General features: G+C 62.5%; 14 protein-coding genes. 12 read left to right on the plus strand and 2 right to left on the minus strand.

All coding sequences use genetic code 11. The features are described 5' to 3' along the window. Positions 1–44 precede the first annotated feature (44 nt). Both DCO45_RS16275 and DCO45_RS16280 read left to right on the plus strand, forming a co-directional pair. On the plus strand, positions 45–737 hold the full coding sequence (locus tag DCO45_RS16275; RefSeq protein WP_116926814.1) for a dienelactone hydrolase family protein: 693 nt from the start codon (positions 45–47) through the stop codon (positions 735–737). Between the two features lie 145 nt (positions 738–882). After that, the gene (locus tag DCO45_RS16280; protein WP_116926815.1) at positions 883–2934 is read left to right on the plus strand and encodes a bifunctional 2',3'-cyclic-nucleotide 2'-phosphodiesterase/3'-nucleotidase; all 2052 of its coding nucleotides are present in this window, start codon (positions 883–885) and stop codon (positions 2932–2934) included. Between the two features lie 23 nt (positions 2935–2957). Here DCO45_RS16280 and DCO45_RS16285 read toward each other — a convergent pair whose 3' ends face one another. Together DCO45_RS16285 and hemB are read right to left on the minus strand one after the other, a co-directional pair. Then, positions 2958–4199 carry a magnesium transporter CorA family protein gene (locus tag DCO45_RS16285; RefSeq protein ID WP_243419385.1) on the minus strand — a complete coding sequence of 414 codons (1242 nt, stop codon included), beginning with the start codon at positions 4197–4199 and terminating at the stop codon, positions 2958–2960. Positions 4200–4276: 77 nt separating this feature from the next. Continuing rightward, the gene (gene hemB / locus DCO45_RS16290) at positions 4277–5290 is read right to left on the minus strand and encodes a porphobilinogen synthase (RefSeq protein ID WP_021026528.1); all 1014 of its coding nucleotides are present in this window, start codon (positions 5288–5290) and stop codon (positions 4277–4279) included. Positions 5291–5489: 199 nt separating this feature from the next. Here hemB and DCO45_RS16295 point away from each other — a divergent pair, with 199 nt between their 5' ends. From DCO45_RS16295 to rpsJ, 10 genes are all read left to right on the plus strand, one after another. Then, a complete protein-coding gene (locus DCO45_RS16295; RefSeq protein ID WP_027010811.1) occupies positions 5490–5909 on the plus strand; it encodes a CopD family protein in 420 nt (139 codons plus the stop codon). 60 nt (positions 5910–5969) lie between these two features. Further along, positions 5970–7184 carry a VanZ family protein gene (locus tag DCO45_RS16300; RefSeq protein WP_116926816.1) on the plus strand — a complete coding sequence of 405 codons (1215 nt, stop codon included), beginning with the start codon at positions 5970–5972 and terminating at the stop codon, positions 7182–7184. Between the two features lie 91 nt (positions 7185–7275). Continuing rightward, complete coding sequence (locus DCO45_RS16305; RefSeq protein ID WP_021026531.1) at positions 7276–7629, plus strand: NAD(P)H-dependent oxidoreductase subunit E; 354 nt, start codon at positions 7276–7278, stop codon at positions 7627–7629. A 98-nt stretch (positions 7630–7727) separates the two neighbouring features. Beyond that, on the plus strand, positions 7728–8369 hold the full coding sequence (locus tag DCO45_RS16310; protein WP_116926817.1) for an alpha/beta fold hydrolase: 642 nt from the start codon (positions 7728–7730) through the stop codon (positions 8367–8369). Between the two features lie 85 nt (positions 8370–8454). Continuing rightward, positions 8455–9627 carry a D-alanyl-D-alanine carboxypeptidase family protein gene (locus DCO45_RS16315; protein WP_243419386.1) on the plus strand — a complete coding sequence of 391 codons (1173 nt, stop codon included), beginning with the start codon at positions 8455–8457 and terminating at the stop codon, positions 9625–9627. A gap of 656 nt (positions 9628–10283) precedes the next feature. Continuing rightward, the gene (rpsL, locus tag DCO45_RS16320; RefSeq protein ID WP_012202325.1) at positions 10284–10661 is read left to right on the plus strand and encodes a 30S ribosomal protein S12; all 378 of its coding nucleotides are present in this window, start codon (positions 10284–10286) and stop codon (positions 10659–10661) included. Positions 10662–10830: 169 nt separating this feature from the next. Beyond that, complete coding sequence (gene rpsG / locus DCO45_RS16325) at positions 10831–11304, plus strand: 30S ribosomal protein S7 (protein ID WP_021026534.1); 474 nt, start codon at positions 10831–10833, stop codon at positions 11302–11304. 158 nt (positions 11305–11462) lie between these two features. Beyond that, positions 11463–13574, plus strand: a complete 2112-nt coding sequence (fusA, locus tag DCO45_RS16330; protein ID WP_116926818.1) for an elongation factor G — start codon at positions 11463–11465, stop codon at positions 13572–13574. 147 nt (positions 13575–13721) lie between these two features. Beyond that, positions 13722–14912, plus strand: coding sequence for an elongation factor Tu (tuf, locus tag DCO45_RS16335; RefSeq protein ID WP_116926819.1), 1191 nt, complete (start codon positions 13722–13724; stop codon positions 14910–14912). 25 nt (positions 14913–14937) lie between these two features. Further along, complete coding sequence (rpsJ, locus tag DCO45_RS16340) at positions 14938–15249, plus strand: 30S ribosomal protein S10 (RefSeq protein WP_021025591.1); 312 nt, start codon at positions 14938–14940, stop codon at positions 15247–15249. Positions 15250–15298: the final 49 nt, after the last annotated feature.

Here is a 15298-nt window from a genome sequence, read left to right on the forward strand (position 1 = left end):
CCAATCTCGCATCTGTCGAATCTGTTTAGCAAGGAGTGATCGCTATGGGACATTTTGTAGATCTGACCTCGGCCGACGGCCAGGTGTTTCCGGCCTACATCGCCGAGCCTGAAGGCCAAGCGCGCGGCGCCATCGTGGTGGTGCAGGAGATCTTTGGTGTCAATTCGCACATCCGCTCGGTGGCGGACCGCATTGCCCAAAGCGGCTATGTGGCGATTGCGCCGGCCACGTTTGCCCGCATCAAGCCCGGTGTGGACCTGGGCTACAGCGAGGCCGACATGCAAGCCGGCGTGGCCCTGAAGGCCGCTGCCGAAGCGCCCGCCGTGGCGCCCGGCGTGCTGCTGGACCTGCAGGCTGCGATTGACGAAGGCGCACGCCGCAGCGGCGGCAAGGTCGGCATCACCGGCTTTTGCTGGGGCGGTCTGCTGGCCTGGCGCGCAGCCTGTGAGCTCCAGGGCCTGTCGGCCTCGGTGCCGTACTACGGCGGCGGCATGACCACGGGCGAGGAGATCGCGCGCACGCCCAAGTGCCCGGTGATGGCCCATTTTGGCGACAAGGACCACTGGATCTCGCTGGCGTCGGTGGACGCTTTCCGCACTGCCCACCCCGAGGCCGAGGTCTATGTCTACGTGGCCGACCACGGCTTCAACTGCGACCAGCGCGGCTCGTACGATGCAGCAGCATCGGCCGCCGCACGGGCGCGCAGCATGGCCTTTTTTGCCAAGCATGTAGGCTGAGCGGTCACTCCCGCTGTGCTCCGCACCAAGCCTTGCCGGCCCGCAGCCTGCAAGGCTTTGTTGCATTTTCGGGGGCCGTTCGTAACACCGTCGTCATAGGGGCTGCAGATGATGCGCGCATCGCTCACTTTCAACGATAAGCACCATGCGTACCCCCTTTTTCCGTGCCACCGACCTGCGGATGGCGCCGCTTGCCTTGTCCGCGCTGGCCGCTGCCGCCATGCTGACGGCCTGCGGCGGTGGCGGCTCCAGCAGCACCAAAGCGGCCACGGCCACGTTGGCGGTGCTGGAGACCACCGACCTGCACTTCAACATCCGCAGCTACGACTACTTCAAGCTGGCCGATGACCCCTCGTACGGCTTTGAGCGCACGGCCACCCTGATCCGCCAGGCGCGCAGCGACTATGCCAATACCTTGCTGGTGGACAACGGCGACACCATCCAGGGCACGGCGCTGGCCGACTACGAGGCGCAGGTGGCGCCGATTGCCTGCGACCAGCAGCTGTCGATGTACAAGGCCATGGCGGTGTTCAAGTTCGATGCCGGCACCTTGGGCAACCATGAGTTCAACTATGGCCTGCCCTTCCTCAATCAGGTGCTCGGTGGCGGCCTCCAGGTCGATGGCGTCGATGCCAGCAAGAAGTGCGCGGGCAATGGCTACCCGATGGCGCTGGCCAATGTGATCAGCAGCCAGACCAAGGCCCCGCTGGTGTCGCCCTATGTGGTGCTGGAGCGCGAGATCAGCGGCACCGACAGCGACGGCAAGGCCGTCAAGCTGCCCATCAAGATCGGCGTGATCGGCTTTACCACGCCCGGCATCCTCGGCTGGGACAAGCGCCATCTGGAAGGCAAGGTGCAGGTGACCGGCGCCGTCGAGGCGGCGCAAAAGTATGTACCCGAGCTGCGCAGCAAGGGCGCCGACATCGTTGTGGCGCTGCTGCACGGCGGCCTGGACGCCTCGGAATACCGTGCCGACATGGAGAACCCGGGCCTCTACCTGAGCCAGGTGGCGGGCATCGATGCGATGGTGATGGGCCACCAGCACAGCGTGTTCCCCGACACGGCCGCGCAACCGGCCTTCAGCATGGCGGGGGTCGACAACAAGGCCGGCACCATCAACGGTGTGCCGGCGGTGATGGCCAGCAGCTGGGGCAAGGCGCTGGGCGTGGTGGCGCTGGCGCTGAAGTGGGACGGCAAGGCCTGGAGCGTGGACAAGACGCAGAGCAAGTCGGAGCTGCGCAGCACCACCACCGGCAAGGATGCCGCCGGCAAGACCAGCTATGTCGCCGTCGACAGCAGCATTGCACCGGTGGTGGAGAGCCAGCACCAGGCGGCGATCAGCTATGTGAAGACGCCGGTGGGCCAGACGGACTTTCGCATGGGCACGCAGTTTGCCGATGTGGGCGATCCCGGCGCGATCCAGCTGGTCAACCAGGCGCAGCAGGACTATGTGCAGCGCTATGTGCAGGCCAATCTGCCGCAGTATGCGCAGCTGCCGGTGCTGTCGGTGAGCGCGCCCTTCAAGTCGGGCTTCCAGGGCGGTGGCGATTACACCGATGTGGCCGCCGGCCCGCTGGCGATCTACAACGCGGCTGATCTCTACCTCTACCCCAACACCGTCTACGCGGTAAAAGTGAACGGCGCGCAGATCAAGCGCTGGCTGGAGGCCGCTGCCCAGCGCTTCAACCGCATCGACCCGGCTGACACCGCAGACCAGTGGCTGATCAGCAGCTTCCCCGGCTACAACTTTGACATGTTCACCACCGCCGACATGCGCTACCAGATCGATGTGACCCAGCCCGTCGGCAGCCGCATCGTGGATCTGCAGTACAAGGGCGCCCCCATCGACCCGGCGCAGGACTTTGTGATCGCCACCAACAACTACCGCGCCACCAGCGGCAAGAGCTTTCTGCCTGAGCTCGATGGCCGCGCCACGATCTATGCCTCGCCCGATGCCAACCGCGATGTGGTGATCTCCTACATCAAGGACCATCCGCAGATCAGCCGCGCGGCCAACGGCGCTGCCCACAGCTGGCGCTTTGCCAAGACCCCGACCGCCGGCAAGGTGCTGTTCACGTCGGCGGCCAACGCGTTGCCTGTGGCGCAGGCGGCGGGCCTGGCTAATGTCTCGCTGGACAAGGCCGATGACGGCACGGGCACGCAGCGCGCGGTCTACCGCATTGATCTGGGCCTGTAATCCGTGCAGCAGCGGCGCAAGCGCTATCGGCCCGTGCGGGTCAGGTAGCGTTTGTACGAGAAAAAGCCGATCAGCGCCACCGTGATGAAGGCCATCACGCCCATCGCCCACCAGAAGCCGTCTTCCTTGTGGATGAGCGGGATGAACTCGAAGTTCATACCAAAGATCGCGGCAATCAGGTTGAGCGGCAGGAAGATCGCGGTGATGGTGGTGAGCGTGCGCATGATGTCGTTGGCGCGGTTGCTCTGCACCGAAAAATGCATCTGCACGGCGGTCTCGGTGCTTTGCTCCAGCCGGCGCACATGGTGCACCACGCGCTCGATATGTTCGAGCACATCGCGGCTGCGCACCTTGAGCGCTTCGAGCTCGCGCTGGGCGCTGGGCGCCTCGGGTTGGGGCCAGGTCTCCAGCGCATCGACCCAGTCCTGCACGGCGGCGCGCTGGTCCTCGCAGATCTCGTCGAGCTGGTGCAGGGACAGGCGCGCTTCGAGCAGCGCCTGCCAGTTGGCAATGCGCTTGCGCGGCGACAGCAGCGCGCTTTGCCACTGGTCCAGGTGGCGCGAGAGCTCGCGGCGCAGGTCCAGGTAGTTGTCCACAATGATGTTGACCACGCGCATCATCAGATCGGCCGGGGACATGGGCAGGCGGATGGGCTGCAGGCCGCCCGGCGTGGGGCTGCTGCCGGGGTTGCGAAAGGCCTTGTCCTCGCGCGCCAGGCGCTCTTGCGTGGCATGCGATATCTGGCCCAGGTCGGGCGCGCTGGCATCCTGCGGGGCGGGCGCGCCGGCCTTGGCAAACTGCAGCAGGCGCCGGGCATAGGCGTCGCGCACGGTGCAGTCCTCCGGGTGCACCGACAGCAGCACCCGCTCCCAGGCGGCAAAGCCCACCGGGATGGTGCTGATGTGGGGCGCCTCATTGATGGGCTTGGCAGCGGCGGTGCGGCGGGCGGCGGCCAAGGCGGCGGTGCCCGCCTGCGAGGGGGTGCTGGCCAGGCGCCGTATCACCAGCAGGTCGTACTGCGAGGTGTAATCGTAGTGGGAGGGGAGCTGGGCATTGAGCAGGTCGGAGACATGCAGATCGACCAGCGGCGCGCCGCTGAGCTTTTGCAGCGCCAGCTGCAGGCTGCCCAGCTGCTCGCTGAAGTAGCCGCGCGTGCAGGCCAGCCACAAAAAGCCCTTGTCCGGGAGTTCATAGGGCACGGCGGCCAGTTCGCTGGCCTCGTTGCCGACGATGTGAAAGATGCGGATGCTGCTGGGTGTACTCACCGGAATTCCTCGAACGGTTCAGGCGCAGCATGGCAAAAAAAACGGGCCTGTGCAAGCCCGTTCTGGTATTTTTGCTATCAGTTTTTCTCTTTGAGCCAGCGTGCGGCATCCAGCGAGAAATAGGTCAGGATGCCGTCGGCGCCGGCGCGCTTGAAGGCCAGCAGCGACTCCATCATCACCTGGTCATGGTCCAGCCAGCCGTTCTGGGCGGCGGCCTTGAGCATCGCGTACTCGCCGCTGACCTGGTAGGCAAAGGTGGGTACCTTGAACTCGTCCTTGACGCGGCGCACGACATCCAGGTAGGGCATGCCGGGCTTGACCATCACCATGTCGGCGCCTTCGGCCAGGTCCTGCGCCACTTCGCGCAGCGCCTCGTCGGTGTTGGCCGGGTCCATCTGGTAGACGTTCTTGTCGGCCTTGCCCAGCGCGCCGCGCGTGCCCACCGCATCGCGGAAGGGGCCGTAGAAGGCGCTGGCGTACTTGGCGCTGTAGGCCATGATGCGGGTGTAGATGTGGCCCTGGGATTCAAAGGCCTCGCGGATGGCGCCAATGCGGCCGTCCATCATGTCGCTGGGGGCGACGATGTCGACACCGGCCTCGGCATGGTTGAGCGCCTGGCCCACGAGAATCTCGACAGTTTCGTCATTGAGGATGTAGCCGGTCTCGTCGAGCAGGCCATCCTGGCCGTGGCTGGTGTAGGGGTCGAGCGCCACATCGGTCATCACGCCCAGTTGGGGGAATTCCTTTTTCAGCGCCCGCACCACGCGCGGGATCAGGCCCTCGGGGTTGAGCGCCTCCTTGCCGTCGGGGGTCTTGAGCGCCGTGTCGATCTGGGGGAAGAGGGCCATCACCGGAATGCCCAGCGCCACGCACTGCTCGGCCACCGGCAGCAACAGGTCCAGGCTCAGGCGGTCAACGCCCGGCATGGACAGCACGGGCTCGCGCTTGCCTTGTCCTTCATGCACAAAGACCGGATAGATGAAGTCGTGCGGGGTGAGCACGTTCTCGCGGACCAGGTTGCGGGTGAAGGCATCGCGGCGCAGACGGCGCGGACGGTTATGGGGAAAGGGGGTGGGGCTGGACAGATGCATGCAGCAATTGTGCGCCAGATCAATGCCAGGCTGCACAGCGCGGGCCCGAGAGACTGCGCTGGGCATGGAGGAATGGACGCTGGGCTTGTGCCTGGCTTGCGCCAGATCAAGCCCCGACCTGAGCGCGGCATCGAACCGTGTTTAAGCCGGGGTCCAGCGCTGGGCCATCGTGCCAGCCACTACACTGTGGCGCATGCTCATGCTGTGGATCAAAGCCTTTCATATCGTGTTTGTGGCCAGCTGGTTTGCGGGCCTGTTCTACCTGCCTCGGATCTTCGTGAACCTGGCCATGGTGCCGGCCGACTCGCAGGCCGAGCGCGAGCGCCTGCTGCTGATGGCGCGCAAGCTCCTGCGCTTCATGACGATGATTGCGGTGCTGGCGCTGGGCCTGGGCCTGTGGCTGTGGCTGGGCTGGTGGCGCGGCGCAGGCGGCTGGCTGCATGCCAAGCTGTTCTTTGTGCTGCTGGTCATCGGCTACCACCACGCCTGCGCGGTGCTGCTGCGCAAGATCGCCAATGGCACGGACCGGCATTCGCATGTCTGGTACCGCTGGTTCAACGAGGTGCCGGTGGTTGCCATGGTCATCATCGTGGTGCTGGTCGTCGTCAAACCCTTTTAATCCGCGCACACTCGGGTACCGCCTAACGCACCACCATCTGCGCACCAGGGTCCACGCACCATGCCTGACAGCAGCCCCGCTCCCCTCAACCTGCAAGAGCCGGCCCCGGCCGGCGAGCACCGCACCATCGCCTGGCCGCTGGTGCCGGTGTATATGGCGCTGATCGTCTTTGCCAGCCTCTTTCCCTTTGCGGGCTGGCGCACCCAGGGCATCTCGCCGGCGGAGTTTTTGCTCGCCCGCATTCCGCCGCCGTACTGGACCTGGTTCGATGTCTGGATCAATGTGGCCGGCTATGCGCCGCTGGGCTTGCTGCTGAGCCTGGGCTGGTGGCGCCATGGCTGGGTCAGAACGGGCTGGCTCTGGGCCTTGTGCGTGGGCAGCCTGCTGTCGCTCGCGATGGAGTTCCTGCAGATTTTTCTGCCGCTGCGGGTGTCCAGCAACATGGACTGGCTGCTCAACAGCATCGGCACCTTGCTGGGCGCGCTGGCCGTGCCCCTGCTGGCCTGGCTGGGTATCTTGCGGCGCTGGCGCGATGTGCGGGCGCGCTGGTTCGATGCCGATGCGCGGGGCGCGATCGTGCTGCTGATGCTGTGGCCGCTGGCCTTGCTGTTCCCGGCCGCGCAGCCCTTTGGCCTGGGCCAGGTCTTTGACCGGCTGGAGATGTGGCTGGTCGACATGCTGGAGAACTCGGCCTTCGAGCACTGGATGCCCAACTTCATGCAGGCCACCGAGCCGCTGTCGCCCATCGGCCAGTTGATGGCCGTGCTGCTGGGCCTGCTGATTCCCTGCTGGCTCGCCTTCAGCGTGATGGGCAGCGTGACGCGGCGCATGGCCATGGTGGCGCTGGTGGTGCTGGCAGGGATTGCATTCTCGGCGCTGTCGTCCTCGCTGAGTTACGGGCCCAGCTATGCCTGGGACTGGCTGGACCAGACCACGCGCCTGGGCATTGCGCTGGCCGTGTCGCTGGCGCTGCTGCAGGTGGGCCTGCCGCGCCGCTACTGCGTGCTGCTGCTGCTGATGGGCTTGATGATCGATGTCAACTTGCTCAACCAGTCGCCGCCCAACCCCTACTACGCCGATGCCCTGCAGTCCTGGGAGCAGGGGCGCTTTATCCGCTTTTTTGGCCTGGGCCAGTGGCTCAGCTGGCTGTGGCCGTTTGCGGTGATCGCCTATGTGCTGCTGCGCCTGGGCCGGCTGCCTGCGGTGGTGGCGGCGCGCCGGCGCCAACGCCTGGACCAGCGCGCGGCTTCCAGCACACCGCCCGAGCAAGGCTAAACGCAGTAGCCCGTGGCAGTATTGCGGCCTCTGGGCGCCAGGCGGGCGCCAAGCTGCCACAATGGGGGATCGCATTCGAAGAGAGCTTGGCATGAGCGAGCAAAAACCTGGCAACGACGGCCAGTACTACCAGCACCACGTGTTCTTCTGCCTCAATGACCGCGTCAACGGTGAAGACAGCTGTGCCCACCATGGCGCCAAGGACATGTTTGACCACTGCAAGGCCCGCGTCAAAGCCGAAGGCTTGAGCGGGCCGGGCAAGGTGCGCGTCAACAAGGCTGGCTGCCTGGACCGCTGCGCAGGCGGCCCCATCATGGCGGTCTACCCCGAGGGCGTCTGGTACACCTATATCGACAATGACGATATCGATGAAATCGTCGAGTCGCACCTGAAGAACGGCAAGGTGGTCGAGCGCTTGCTGACCCCGCCCGACGTGGGGCGCTGAGCGCGTACTTTTTCCCTCCCCCGATTTTTTTCCGCACAGACACAGGGCGCCACTGCCGCTGCAGGCGGTGGGTGGCCCGCCATGGAGTAGACCGCAGCATGAACGCGCAAACCGAACGTTTCACCATCCACGGGCCGGCCGGCATTCTGGAAGTGGCCCGTGATCTGGCCGCCAGCCCCGATGGCGCACAGCGCGGCACGGCCATCATTGCCCATCCCCATCCGCTGTTTGCCGGCACGATGGACAACAAGGTGGTGCAGACCCTGGCGCGGGCCTTTGTGGCGAGCGGCTGGACGGCGCTGCGCTTCAACTTTCGCGGTGTCGGCCAGTCGGCAGGCAGCTATGACGAAGGCCGCGGCGAGCGAGATGATTTTCTGGCCGTGGTCGAGCAGCTCGCGCCCCAGGGGAATCTGGCGCTGGCCGGTTTTTCTTTTGGCTCCTTTGTGATGAGCCATGCGTTGGCGGAACTTTGGCCCCAACGCCAGATCGACAAGGCGGTGTTCGTGGGCACGGCCGCATCGCGCTTTACGGTGGCGACCTTGCCGCCCGAAGCCCATGAGCGCACCTTGGTGGTGCATGGCGAGGCCGATGACACGGTGCCGCTGTCGGCGGTGATGGACTGGGCCCGGCCTCAGATACTACCGGTTACGGTTGTGCCCGGAGGCGGGCATTTTTTCCACGGACAATTACCGCTGCTCAAAGGCCTGGTCACGCGCCACCTGCTGGCCCCCGCCTTGTGATGGTGGTGTAGTATTGCTATTGTTTTTGATATCCTGCGGCCAGCCATCCTGCGCTGCAGGCACTTGTTTCTAAGAGTTGAACGACATGAAATCGAGCTTGATGCCCACCCTGCGTAACTGGGCTGCAGCAGCGCTGCTGGCGCCCACCCTGGCCTTTGCCCAATTGGCAGCGCCCCAGCCGCCCGAGATCGCGGCGCGCAACTACCTGTTGTTTGACGTGACCACCGGCCAGATCTTGGCGGCCAAGGATGTGGATGCGCCGGTCGAGCAGGCCTCGCTCACCAAGCTGATGACGGGTTATGTGGTGTTCGATGCGCTGCGCAACAAGAAGATCAGCCTGGAGCAGACCATGCCGGTGAGCGAGCGCGCCTGGAAGATGCCCGGCTCGCGCATGTTCATCGACCCCAAGATGCAGGTGAAGGTGGATGACCTGCTGCACGGCATGATTGTGCAATCGGGCAACGATGCGACGATGGCGCTGGCCGAAGCGGTGGGCGGCACGGCCGAGAACTTTGTGCGCCTGATGAACGAGCAGGCCAAGGCGCTGGGCATGACCAACACGGCCTACAAGAACCCCGAAGGCCTGACCGAGCCGGGCCACACGACGACCGCCAAGGACCTGAGCATTCTGGCCAACCGCCTGATCAAGGACTTCCCGGAGTACATGCACTACTACGCGACCAAGCAGTGGTTCTACCCCGGCACGCCCAAGTCCAACGGCACCAATCGTAATACTTTGTTGTTCCGCGACCCGACGGTGGACGGCCTCAAGACCGGCCACACCAATGCCGCCGGCTATTGCCTGGTCTCTACGGCCAAGCGCCAGGTACCCAATGCGGGCGAGCGCCGCCTGATCTCCATCCTGCTGGGAGCGGCCAGCGACAAGGACCGCGCCAACGAAAGCCAGAAGCTATTGAACTGGGGCTATACCGCATTCGACACCGTCAAGCTGTTCGATGGCGGCCAGGCCGTGGCGACCCCCAAGGCCTGGAAGGGCGCGCAGGACACCGTCAAGATCGGCAGCGTGGCGCCCATCGTCGTGAATGTGCCAGCGGGCACCGGCGGCAAGCTCGAAACCCAGGTGGTGAGCCAGGAGCCGCTGATTGCGCCCTTCACCAAGGGCCAGAAGCTGGGCACCTTGAAGGTGATGGCAGGCGGCCAGCCAGTGGCCGAGGTGCCGCTGGTGGCGCTCGACGATGTCGCAGAAGCGGGCATCTTTGGCCGCGCCTGGGATGCGATCCGTCTGTGGATCAAGTAAAGCGGTGCTGATGCCGGCCCTATAAGAACCTGTTCAAAGTCTCTACGCAGCCGCGTTGGAGTGCAATCGGGATGAGTTCGAAGGGATGGAACGCAGCTTGCACCGGGGTGCAAGCAAGGGCCAGCGCGCAGAAATCGCCCGATTTCACTCCAACCCGTAGGGATAGTGGCTTTGCGCTGCCCGGGAAGGGGCGCCCGGCTAGGGCCGCCCGGGCAGGGGCGGTCTGCGTCGTTGCAAATCCTCGCAATAGCCGGGCTATTGCTGCGGTATTGCGCGGCTGGGCGCCCCCCCCTAGCATCCCATCCCGCAAAGACACTGTCGCGGCGCGAGGAGACTTTGAACAGGTTCTAAGGCCCGGCAGACGCCCAGTCCACCCCTCTGCAAAGCGTGCCCCTGGCACGCTTTGTGGTTTCTGTGCTTGCAAAAATGAGAGCAGCTAAAGCAGAGCTGTTGGGCCCTGCCTGAAGAAAGTGCCCCGATGGCGGCCACCGGGCAGTGGCCTTGGGTCCAAACCATTTGCTCAATTTGGAGTCAGGTGGTACATTAGAGGGCTTTTCGGAATTTCCGAAGGGGCTGCCGTCTTTGCCTTTGGGGCAAGGGGCTGGCAGCAAATCACGGTAAGTTCACGGTAATTTCACGTTTAGGGACGTTTATTAATGCCAACCATTAACCAACTCGTGCGTCAGGGCCGCACGGTAGAAGTTGTTAAATCCAAGAGCCCTGCTATGGAAAACTGCCCCCAGCGCCGCGGCGTGTGCACCCGTGTGTACACCACGACGCCTAAGAAGCCTAACTCGGCTTTGCGTAAGGTGGCCAAGGTTCGTCTGACCAACGGTTTCGAAGTCATTTCGTACATCGGCGGTGAAGGCCACAACCTGCAAGAGCACAGCGTTGTGCTGGTGCGCGGTGGCCGTGTGAAGGACTTGCCAGGTGTGCGTTACCACATCGTGCGCGGTTCGCTTGACCTGCAAGGCGTCAAGGACCGTAAGCAGTCCCGTTCGAAGTACGGTGCCAAGAAGCCTAAGGCCAAGTAAGCCCTGGTTTTTTGAACGAATACAAAGGTGCTGTGTCCCGCGTGGCGCGAGATTCAGCGTAGTGACCCCAAGCGCAAGTGTTTTGTGTGGGTCGAGTAAGTGGGAGTCCTTGATTGGCTCTCGCGGTGTCTGAAAAGATGCCAACTGAAGCAAAGATAGAGGTAAAGAAATGCCACGTCGTCGCGAAGTCCCCAAACGTGAAATTCTGCCGGATCCAAAGTTCGGCAATGTAGAGCTGTCCAAATTCATGAACGTGATCATGGAAGGCGGCAAGAAGGCAGTTGCTGAGCGCATCATTTACGGCGCTCTGGAACTGATCGAGAAGAAGCACCCTGATAAAGACCCGCTGGAAGCTTTCGTTGTTGCCATCAACAACGTCAAGCCCATGGTCGAAGTGAAGTCGCGCCGTGTTGGCGGTGCCAACTACCAGGTGCCAGTGGAAGTGCGTCCTGTCCGTCGTCTGGCTCTGTCCATGCGCTGGATCAAGGAAGCTGCTCGCAAGCGCGGTGAAAAGTCCATGGCCCAACGCCTGGCCAACGAACTGCTGGAAGCCACCGAAGGCCGTGGCGGCGCGATGAAGCGTCGTGACGAAGTGCACCGTATGGCCGAAGCCAACAAGGCATTCAGCCACTTCCGCTTCTAAGCTGCGCGAGATCTGTCTCGATATTGCAAAGGCCGCATGCAACAATTTTTGCCTGCGGCCTTGCTCGGATTGAGACTGCCCTCACATCGTAGGCTGATGCCTGCGCAATCCGCCAGTCCGCATCGCCTCCACACTTACTGATCAACAAAGGATCAACCATGGCTCGCAAGACCCCCATCGAGCGCTACCGCAATATCGGTATTTCTGCGCACATCGACGCAGGTAAAACCACCACGACCGAACGTATCCTGTTTTACACCGGCGTGACCCACAAGCTGGGCGAAGTGCACGACGGCGCTGCTACCACCGACTGGATGGAGCAAGAGCAAGAGCGTGGCATTACCATCACTTCCGCTGCAGTGACCTGCTTCTGGAAGGGTATGGACATGTCCTACCCAGAACACCGCTTCAACATCATCGACACCCCCGGCCACGTGGACTTCACGATTGAAGTGGAACGTTCCATGCGCGTGCTCGACGGTGCTTGCATGGTGTACTGCGCTGTGGGTGGCGTGCAGCCCCAGTCCGAAACCGTGTGGCGTCAAGCCAACAAGTACAAGGTGCCACGTCTGGCCTTTGTGAACAAGATGGACCGTACCGGTGCCAACTTCTACAAGGTCTACGACCAGATGAAGCTGCGCTTGAAGGCCAACCCCGTGCCCGTGGTGATCCCAATCGGCGCTGAAGACAACTTCACCGGCGTGGTCGATCTGGTCAAGATGAAGGCCATCATCTGGGACGAAGCGTCCCAGGGCATGAAGTTCGAATACGCTGACATTCCTGCAGACCTGGTCGAGACCGCCAACAAGTGGCGTGAAAACCTGGTGGAATCGGCTGCCGAAGCGTCGGAAGAGTTGATGAACAAGTACCTGGAAGAAGGTACCTTGTCGGAAGAAGACGTGAAGGCCGGTATCCGCGCCCGCACGCTGTCGACCGAAATCCAGCCAATGCTGTGCGGCACCGCGTTCAAGAACAAGGGTGTGCAGCGCATGCTGGACGCCGTGATCGACTACCTGCCTTCGCCAGTGGACATCCCTGACGTGGCTGGTACCGACCCAGAAGACGAAGAAAAGAAGCTGACCCGCAAGGCGGACGACGGCGAGAAGTTCTCCGCTCTGGCGTTCAAGCTGATGACTGACCCGTTCGTGGGCCAGTTGACCTTCGTGCGTGTGTACTCCGGCGTTCTGTCCAAGGGCGACACCGTGTACAACTCGGTCAAGGGCAAGAAAGAGCGTATCGGCCGTATCGTGCAGATGATGGCGAACGACCGTATCGAAGTGGACGAAATCCGCGCCGGTGACATCGCCGCTTGCGTGGGCCTGAAGGACGTGACCACCGGTGAAACCCTGTGCGACGTGGCTTCGCCTATCGTGCTCGAACGCATGGTGTTCCCAGAGCCCGTGATTGCACAGGCTGTGGAACCCAAGTCGAAGGCCGACCAGGAAAAGATGGGTATCGCTCTGTCGCGTCTGGCTGCAGAAGATCCATCGTTCCGCGTGCGCTCCGACGAAGAATCGGGTCAGACCATCATCGCCGGTATGGGCGAGCTGCACCTGGAAATTATCGTTGACCGCATGAAGCGTGAATTCAACGTGGAAGCCAACGTGGGCAAGCCCCAAGTGGCCTACCGCGAAACGATTCGCCAAAAGGTGGTGGACGTGGACGGCAAGTTCGTTCGCCAGTCCGGCGGTAAGGGCCAGTACGGTCACGTGGTGTTCACGGTTGAGCCGCAAGAGCCAGGCAAGGGCTTCGAGTTCGTCGACGCCATCAAGGGCGGTGTGGTTCCTCGCGAATACATCCCTGCGGTGGAAAAGGGCGTGATCGAAGCGCTGACCTCCGGCGTGCTGGCTGGCTACCCTGTGGTGGACGTCAAAGTGACGCTGACCTTCGGTTCGTACCACGATGTGGACTCGAACGAAATGGCGTTCAAGATGGCCGCTATCTTCGGTTTCAAGGAAGCTGCTCGCAAGGCCAGCCCCGTGATCCTCGAGCCCATGATGGCCGTGGAAGTGGAAACGCCTGAAGACTACGCCGGTACCGTGATGGGTGACTTGTCTTCCCGCCGCGGTATGGTGCAGGGCATGGACGACATGGTCGGTGGCGGCAAGGCCATCAAGGCAGAAGTGCCACTGTCCGAAATGTTCGGCTACGCCACGTCGCTGCGTTCGCAAACGCAAGGCCGCGCTACGTACACGATGGAGTTCAAGCACTACGCTGAAGCCCCACGTAATGTGGCCGAGGCTATTGTCGCTTCCCGCGCAAAGGCCTAAAATATGCGCCCGCACCTGGCTTGCCAGGTGCGGATCGCTTTTTTGTCTACGACCGGGTGCCGCTTTGTTTCCTGTGCGAAGCGACCCAGCAATTCGGTGTAGACGTTAAACCCAACACAGGTTTTGCTCTTTATTTGGAGAATTCTCATGGCAAAAGGTAAATTCGAACGGACCAAGCCGCACGTCAACGTGGGCACCATTGGTCACGTGGACCACGGCAAGACCACGCTGACGGCTGCTATCGCAACCGTGCTGTCTGCCAAGTTCGGCGGCGAAGCCAAGAAGTACGACGAAATCGACGCTGCTCCTGAAGAAAAGGCACGCGGCATCACCATCAATACCGCACACGTTGAGTACGAAACGGCTAACCGCCACTACGCTCACGTGGACTGCCCAGGTCACGCCGACTATGTGAAGAACATGATCACCGGCGCTGCCCAGATGGACGGCGCTATTCTGGTTTGCTCGGCTGCTGACGGCCCCATGCCCCAGACCCGTGAACACATCCTGCTGGCTCGCCAGGTGGGCGTGCCTTACATCATCGTGTTCCTGAACAAGTGCGACATGGTGGATGACGAAGAGCTGCTGGAGCTGGTGGAAATGGAAGTCCGCGAACTGCTGGACAAGTACGATTTCCCAGGTGACGACACCCCCATCATCCGCGGCTCGGCTAAGCTGGCTCTGGAAGGCGACCAATCCGACAAGGGTGAACCCGCTATCCTGCGTCTGGCTGAAGCGCTGGACACCTACATCCCAACGCCAGAGCGCGCTGTGGACGGTGCTTTCCTGATGCCCGTGGAAGACGTGTTCTCCATCTCCGGTCGTGGTACCGTGGTGACCGGCCGTATCGAGCGCGGTATCATCAAGGTCGGCGAAGAAATCGAAATCGTCGGTATCAAGGATACCGTCAAGACCACCGTGACCGGCGTGGAAATGTTCCGCAAGCTGCTGGACCAAGGTCAAGCTGGTGACAACGTTGGCCTGCTGCTGCGCGGCACCAAGCGTGAAGACGTGGAGCGTGGCCAAGTGCTGTGCAAGCCTAACTCGATCAAGCCACACACCCACTTCACCGCTGAAGTGTATGTGCTGAGCAAGGACGAAGGCGGCCGCCACACCCCCTTCTTCAACAACTACCGTCCTCAGTTCTACTTCCGTACCACGGACGTGACCGGCGCCATCGAGCTGCCAGCTGACAAGGAAATGGTGATGCCTGGCGATAACGTGTCGATCACCGTCAAGCTGATCAACCCCATCGCTATGGAAGAAGGTCTGCGTTTCGCTATTCGCGAAGGCGGCCGTACCGTGGGCGCTGGCGTGGTTGCCAAGATCATTGCTTAATTCTTAGCACAACTGGGAATTAACCATGTCCAAGCAAAAAATCCGCATCCGCCTGAAGGCTTTCGATTACAAGTTGATCGACCAGTCCGCTGCTGAAATCGTTGAAACCGCCAAGCGCACCGGCGCGATTGTCAAGGGTCCAGTGCCACTGCCAACCCGCATGAAGCGTTTTGACATTCTGCGTTCGCCCCACGTGAACAAGACTTCGCGTGACCAGCTGGAAATCCGCACCCACCAACGCCTGATGGACATTGTCGATCCTACCGACAAGACCGTTGACGCGCTGATGAAGCTGGACCTGGCTGCCGGCGTGGACGTCGAAATCAAACTGCAATAAGGCCTGAAAGCCACACCTGCCGGTGTGGCTGCTTGTCCTTTCTAACGCG

It is taken from the genome of Comamonas sp. JNW (assembly GCF_003105075.1).
Classification (GTDB): domain Bacteria; phylum Pseudomonadota; class Gammaproteobacteria; order Burkholderiales; family Burkholderiaceae_C; genus Comamonas; species Comamonas squillarum.

What these genes read in the sequence shown, in the direction of transcription:
- DCO45_RS16305 (WP_021026531.1), top strand. Translation starts at nt 7,276, where the DNA reads ATGAGCGAGCAAAAACCTGGCAACGACGGCCAGTACTACCAGCACCAC.
- DCO45_RS16315 (WP_243419386.1), top strand. Translation starts at nt 8,455, where the DNA reads ATGAAATCGAGCTTGATGCCCACCCTGCGTAACTGGGCTGCAGCAGCG.
- rpsG (WP_021026534.1), top strand. Translation starts at nt 10,831, where the DNA reads ATGCCACGTCGTCGCGAAGTCCCCAAACGTGAAATTCTGCCGGATCCA.
- DCO45_RS16275 (WP_116926814.1), top strand. Translation starts at nt 45, where the DNA reads ATGGGACATTTTGTAGATCTGACCTCGGCCGACGGCCAGGTGTTTCCG.
- tuf (WP_116926819.1), top strand. Translation starts at nt 13,722, where the DNA reads ATGGCAAAAGGTAAATTCGAACGGACCAAGCCGCACGTCAACGTGGGC.
- rpsJ (WP_021025591.1), top strand. Translation starts at nt 14,938, where the DNA reads ATGTCCAAGCAAAAAATCCGCATCCGCCTGAAGGCTTTCGATTACAAG.
- DCO45_RS16300 (WP_116926816.1), top strand. Translation starts at nt 5,970, where the DNA reads ATGCCTGACAGCAGCCCCGCTCCCCTCAACCTGCAAGAGCCGGCCCCG.
- rpsL (WP_012202325.1), top strand. Translation starts at nt 10,284, where the DNA reads ATGCCAACCATTAACCAACTCGTGCGTCAGGGCCGCACGGTAGAAGTT.
- DCO45_RS16295 (WP_027010811.1), top strand. Translation starts at nt 5,490, where the DNA reads ATGCTGTGGATCAAAGCCTTTCATATCGTGTTTGTGGCCAGCTGGTTT.
- fusA (WP_116926818.1), top strand. Translation starts at nt 11,463, where the DNA reads ATGGCTCGCAAGACCCCCATCGAGCGCTACCGCAATATCGGTATTTCT.
- DCO45_RS16280 (WP_116926815.1), top strand. Translation starts at nt 883, where the DNA reads ATGCGTACCCCCTTTTTCCGTGCCACCGACCTGCGGATGGCGCCGCTT.
- DCO45_RS16310 (WP_116926817.1), top strand. Translation starts at nt 7,728, where the DNA reads ATGAACGCGCAAACCGAACGTTTCACCATCCACGGGCCGGCCGGCATT.
- hemB (WP_021026528.1), bottom strand. Translation starts at nt 5,290, where the DNA reads ATGCATCTGTCCAGCCCCACCCCCTTTCCCCATAACCGTCCGCGCCGT.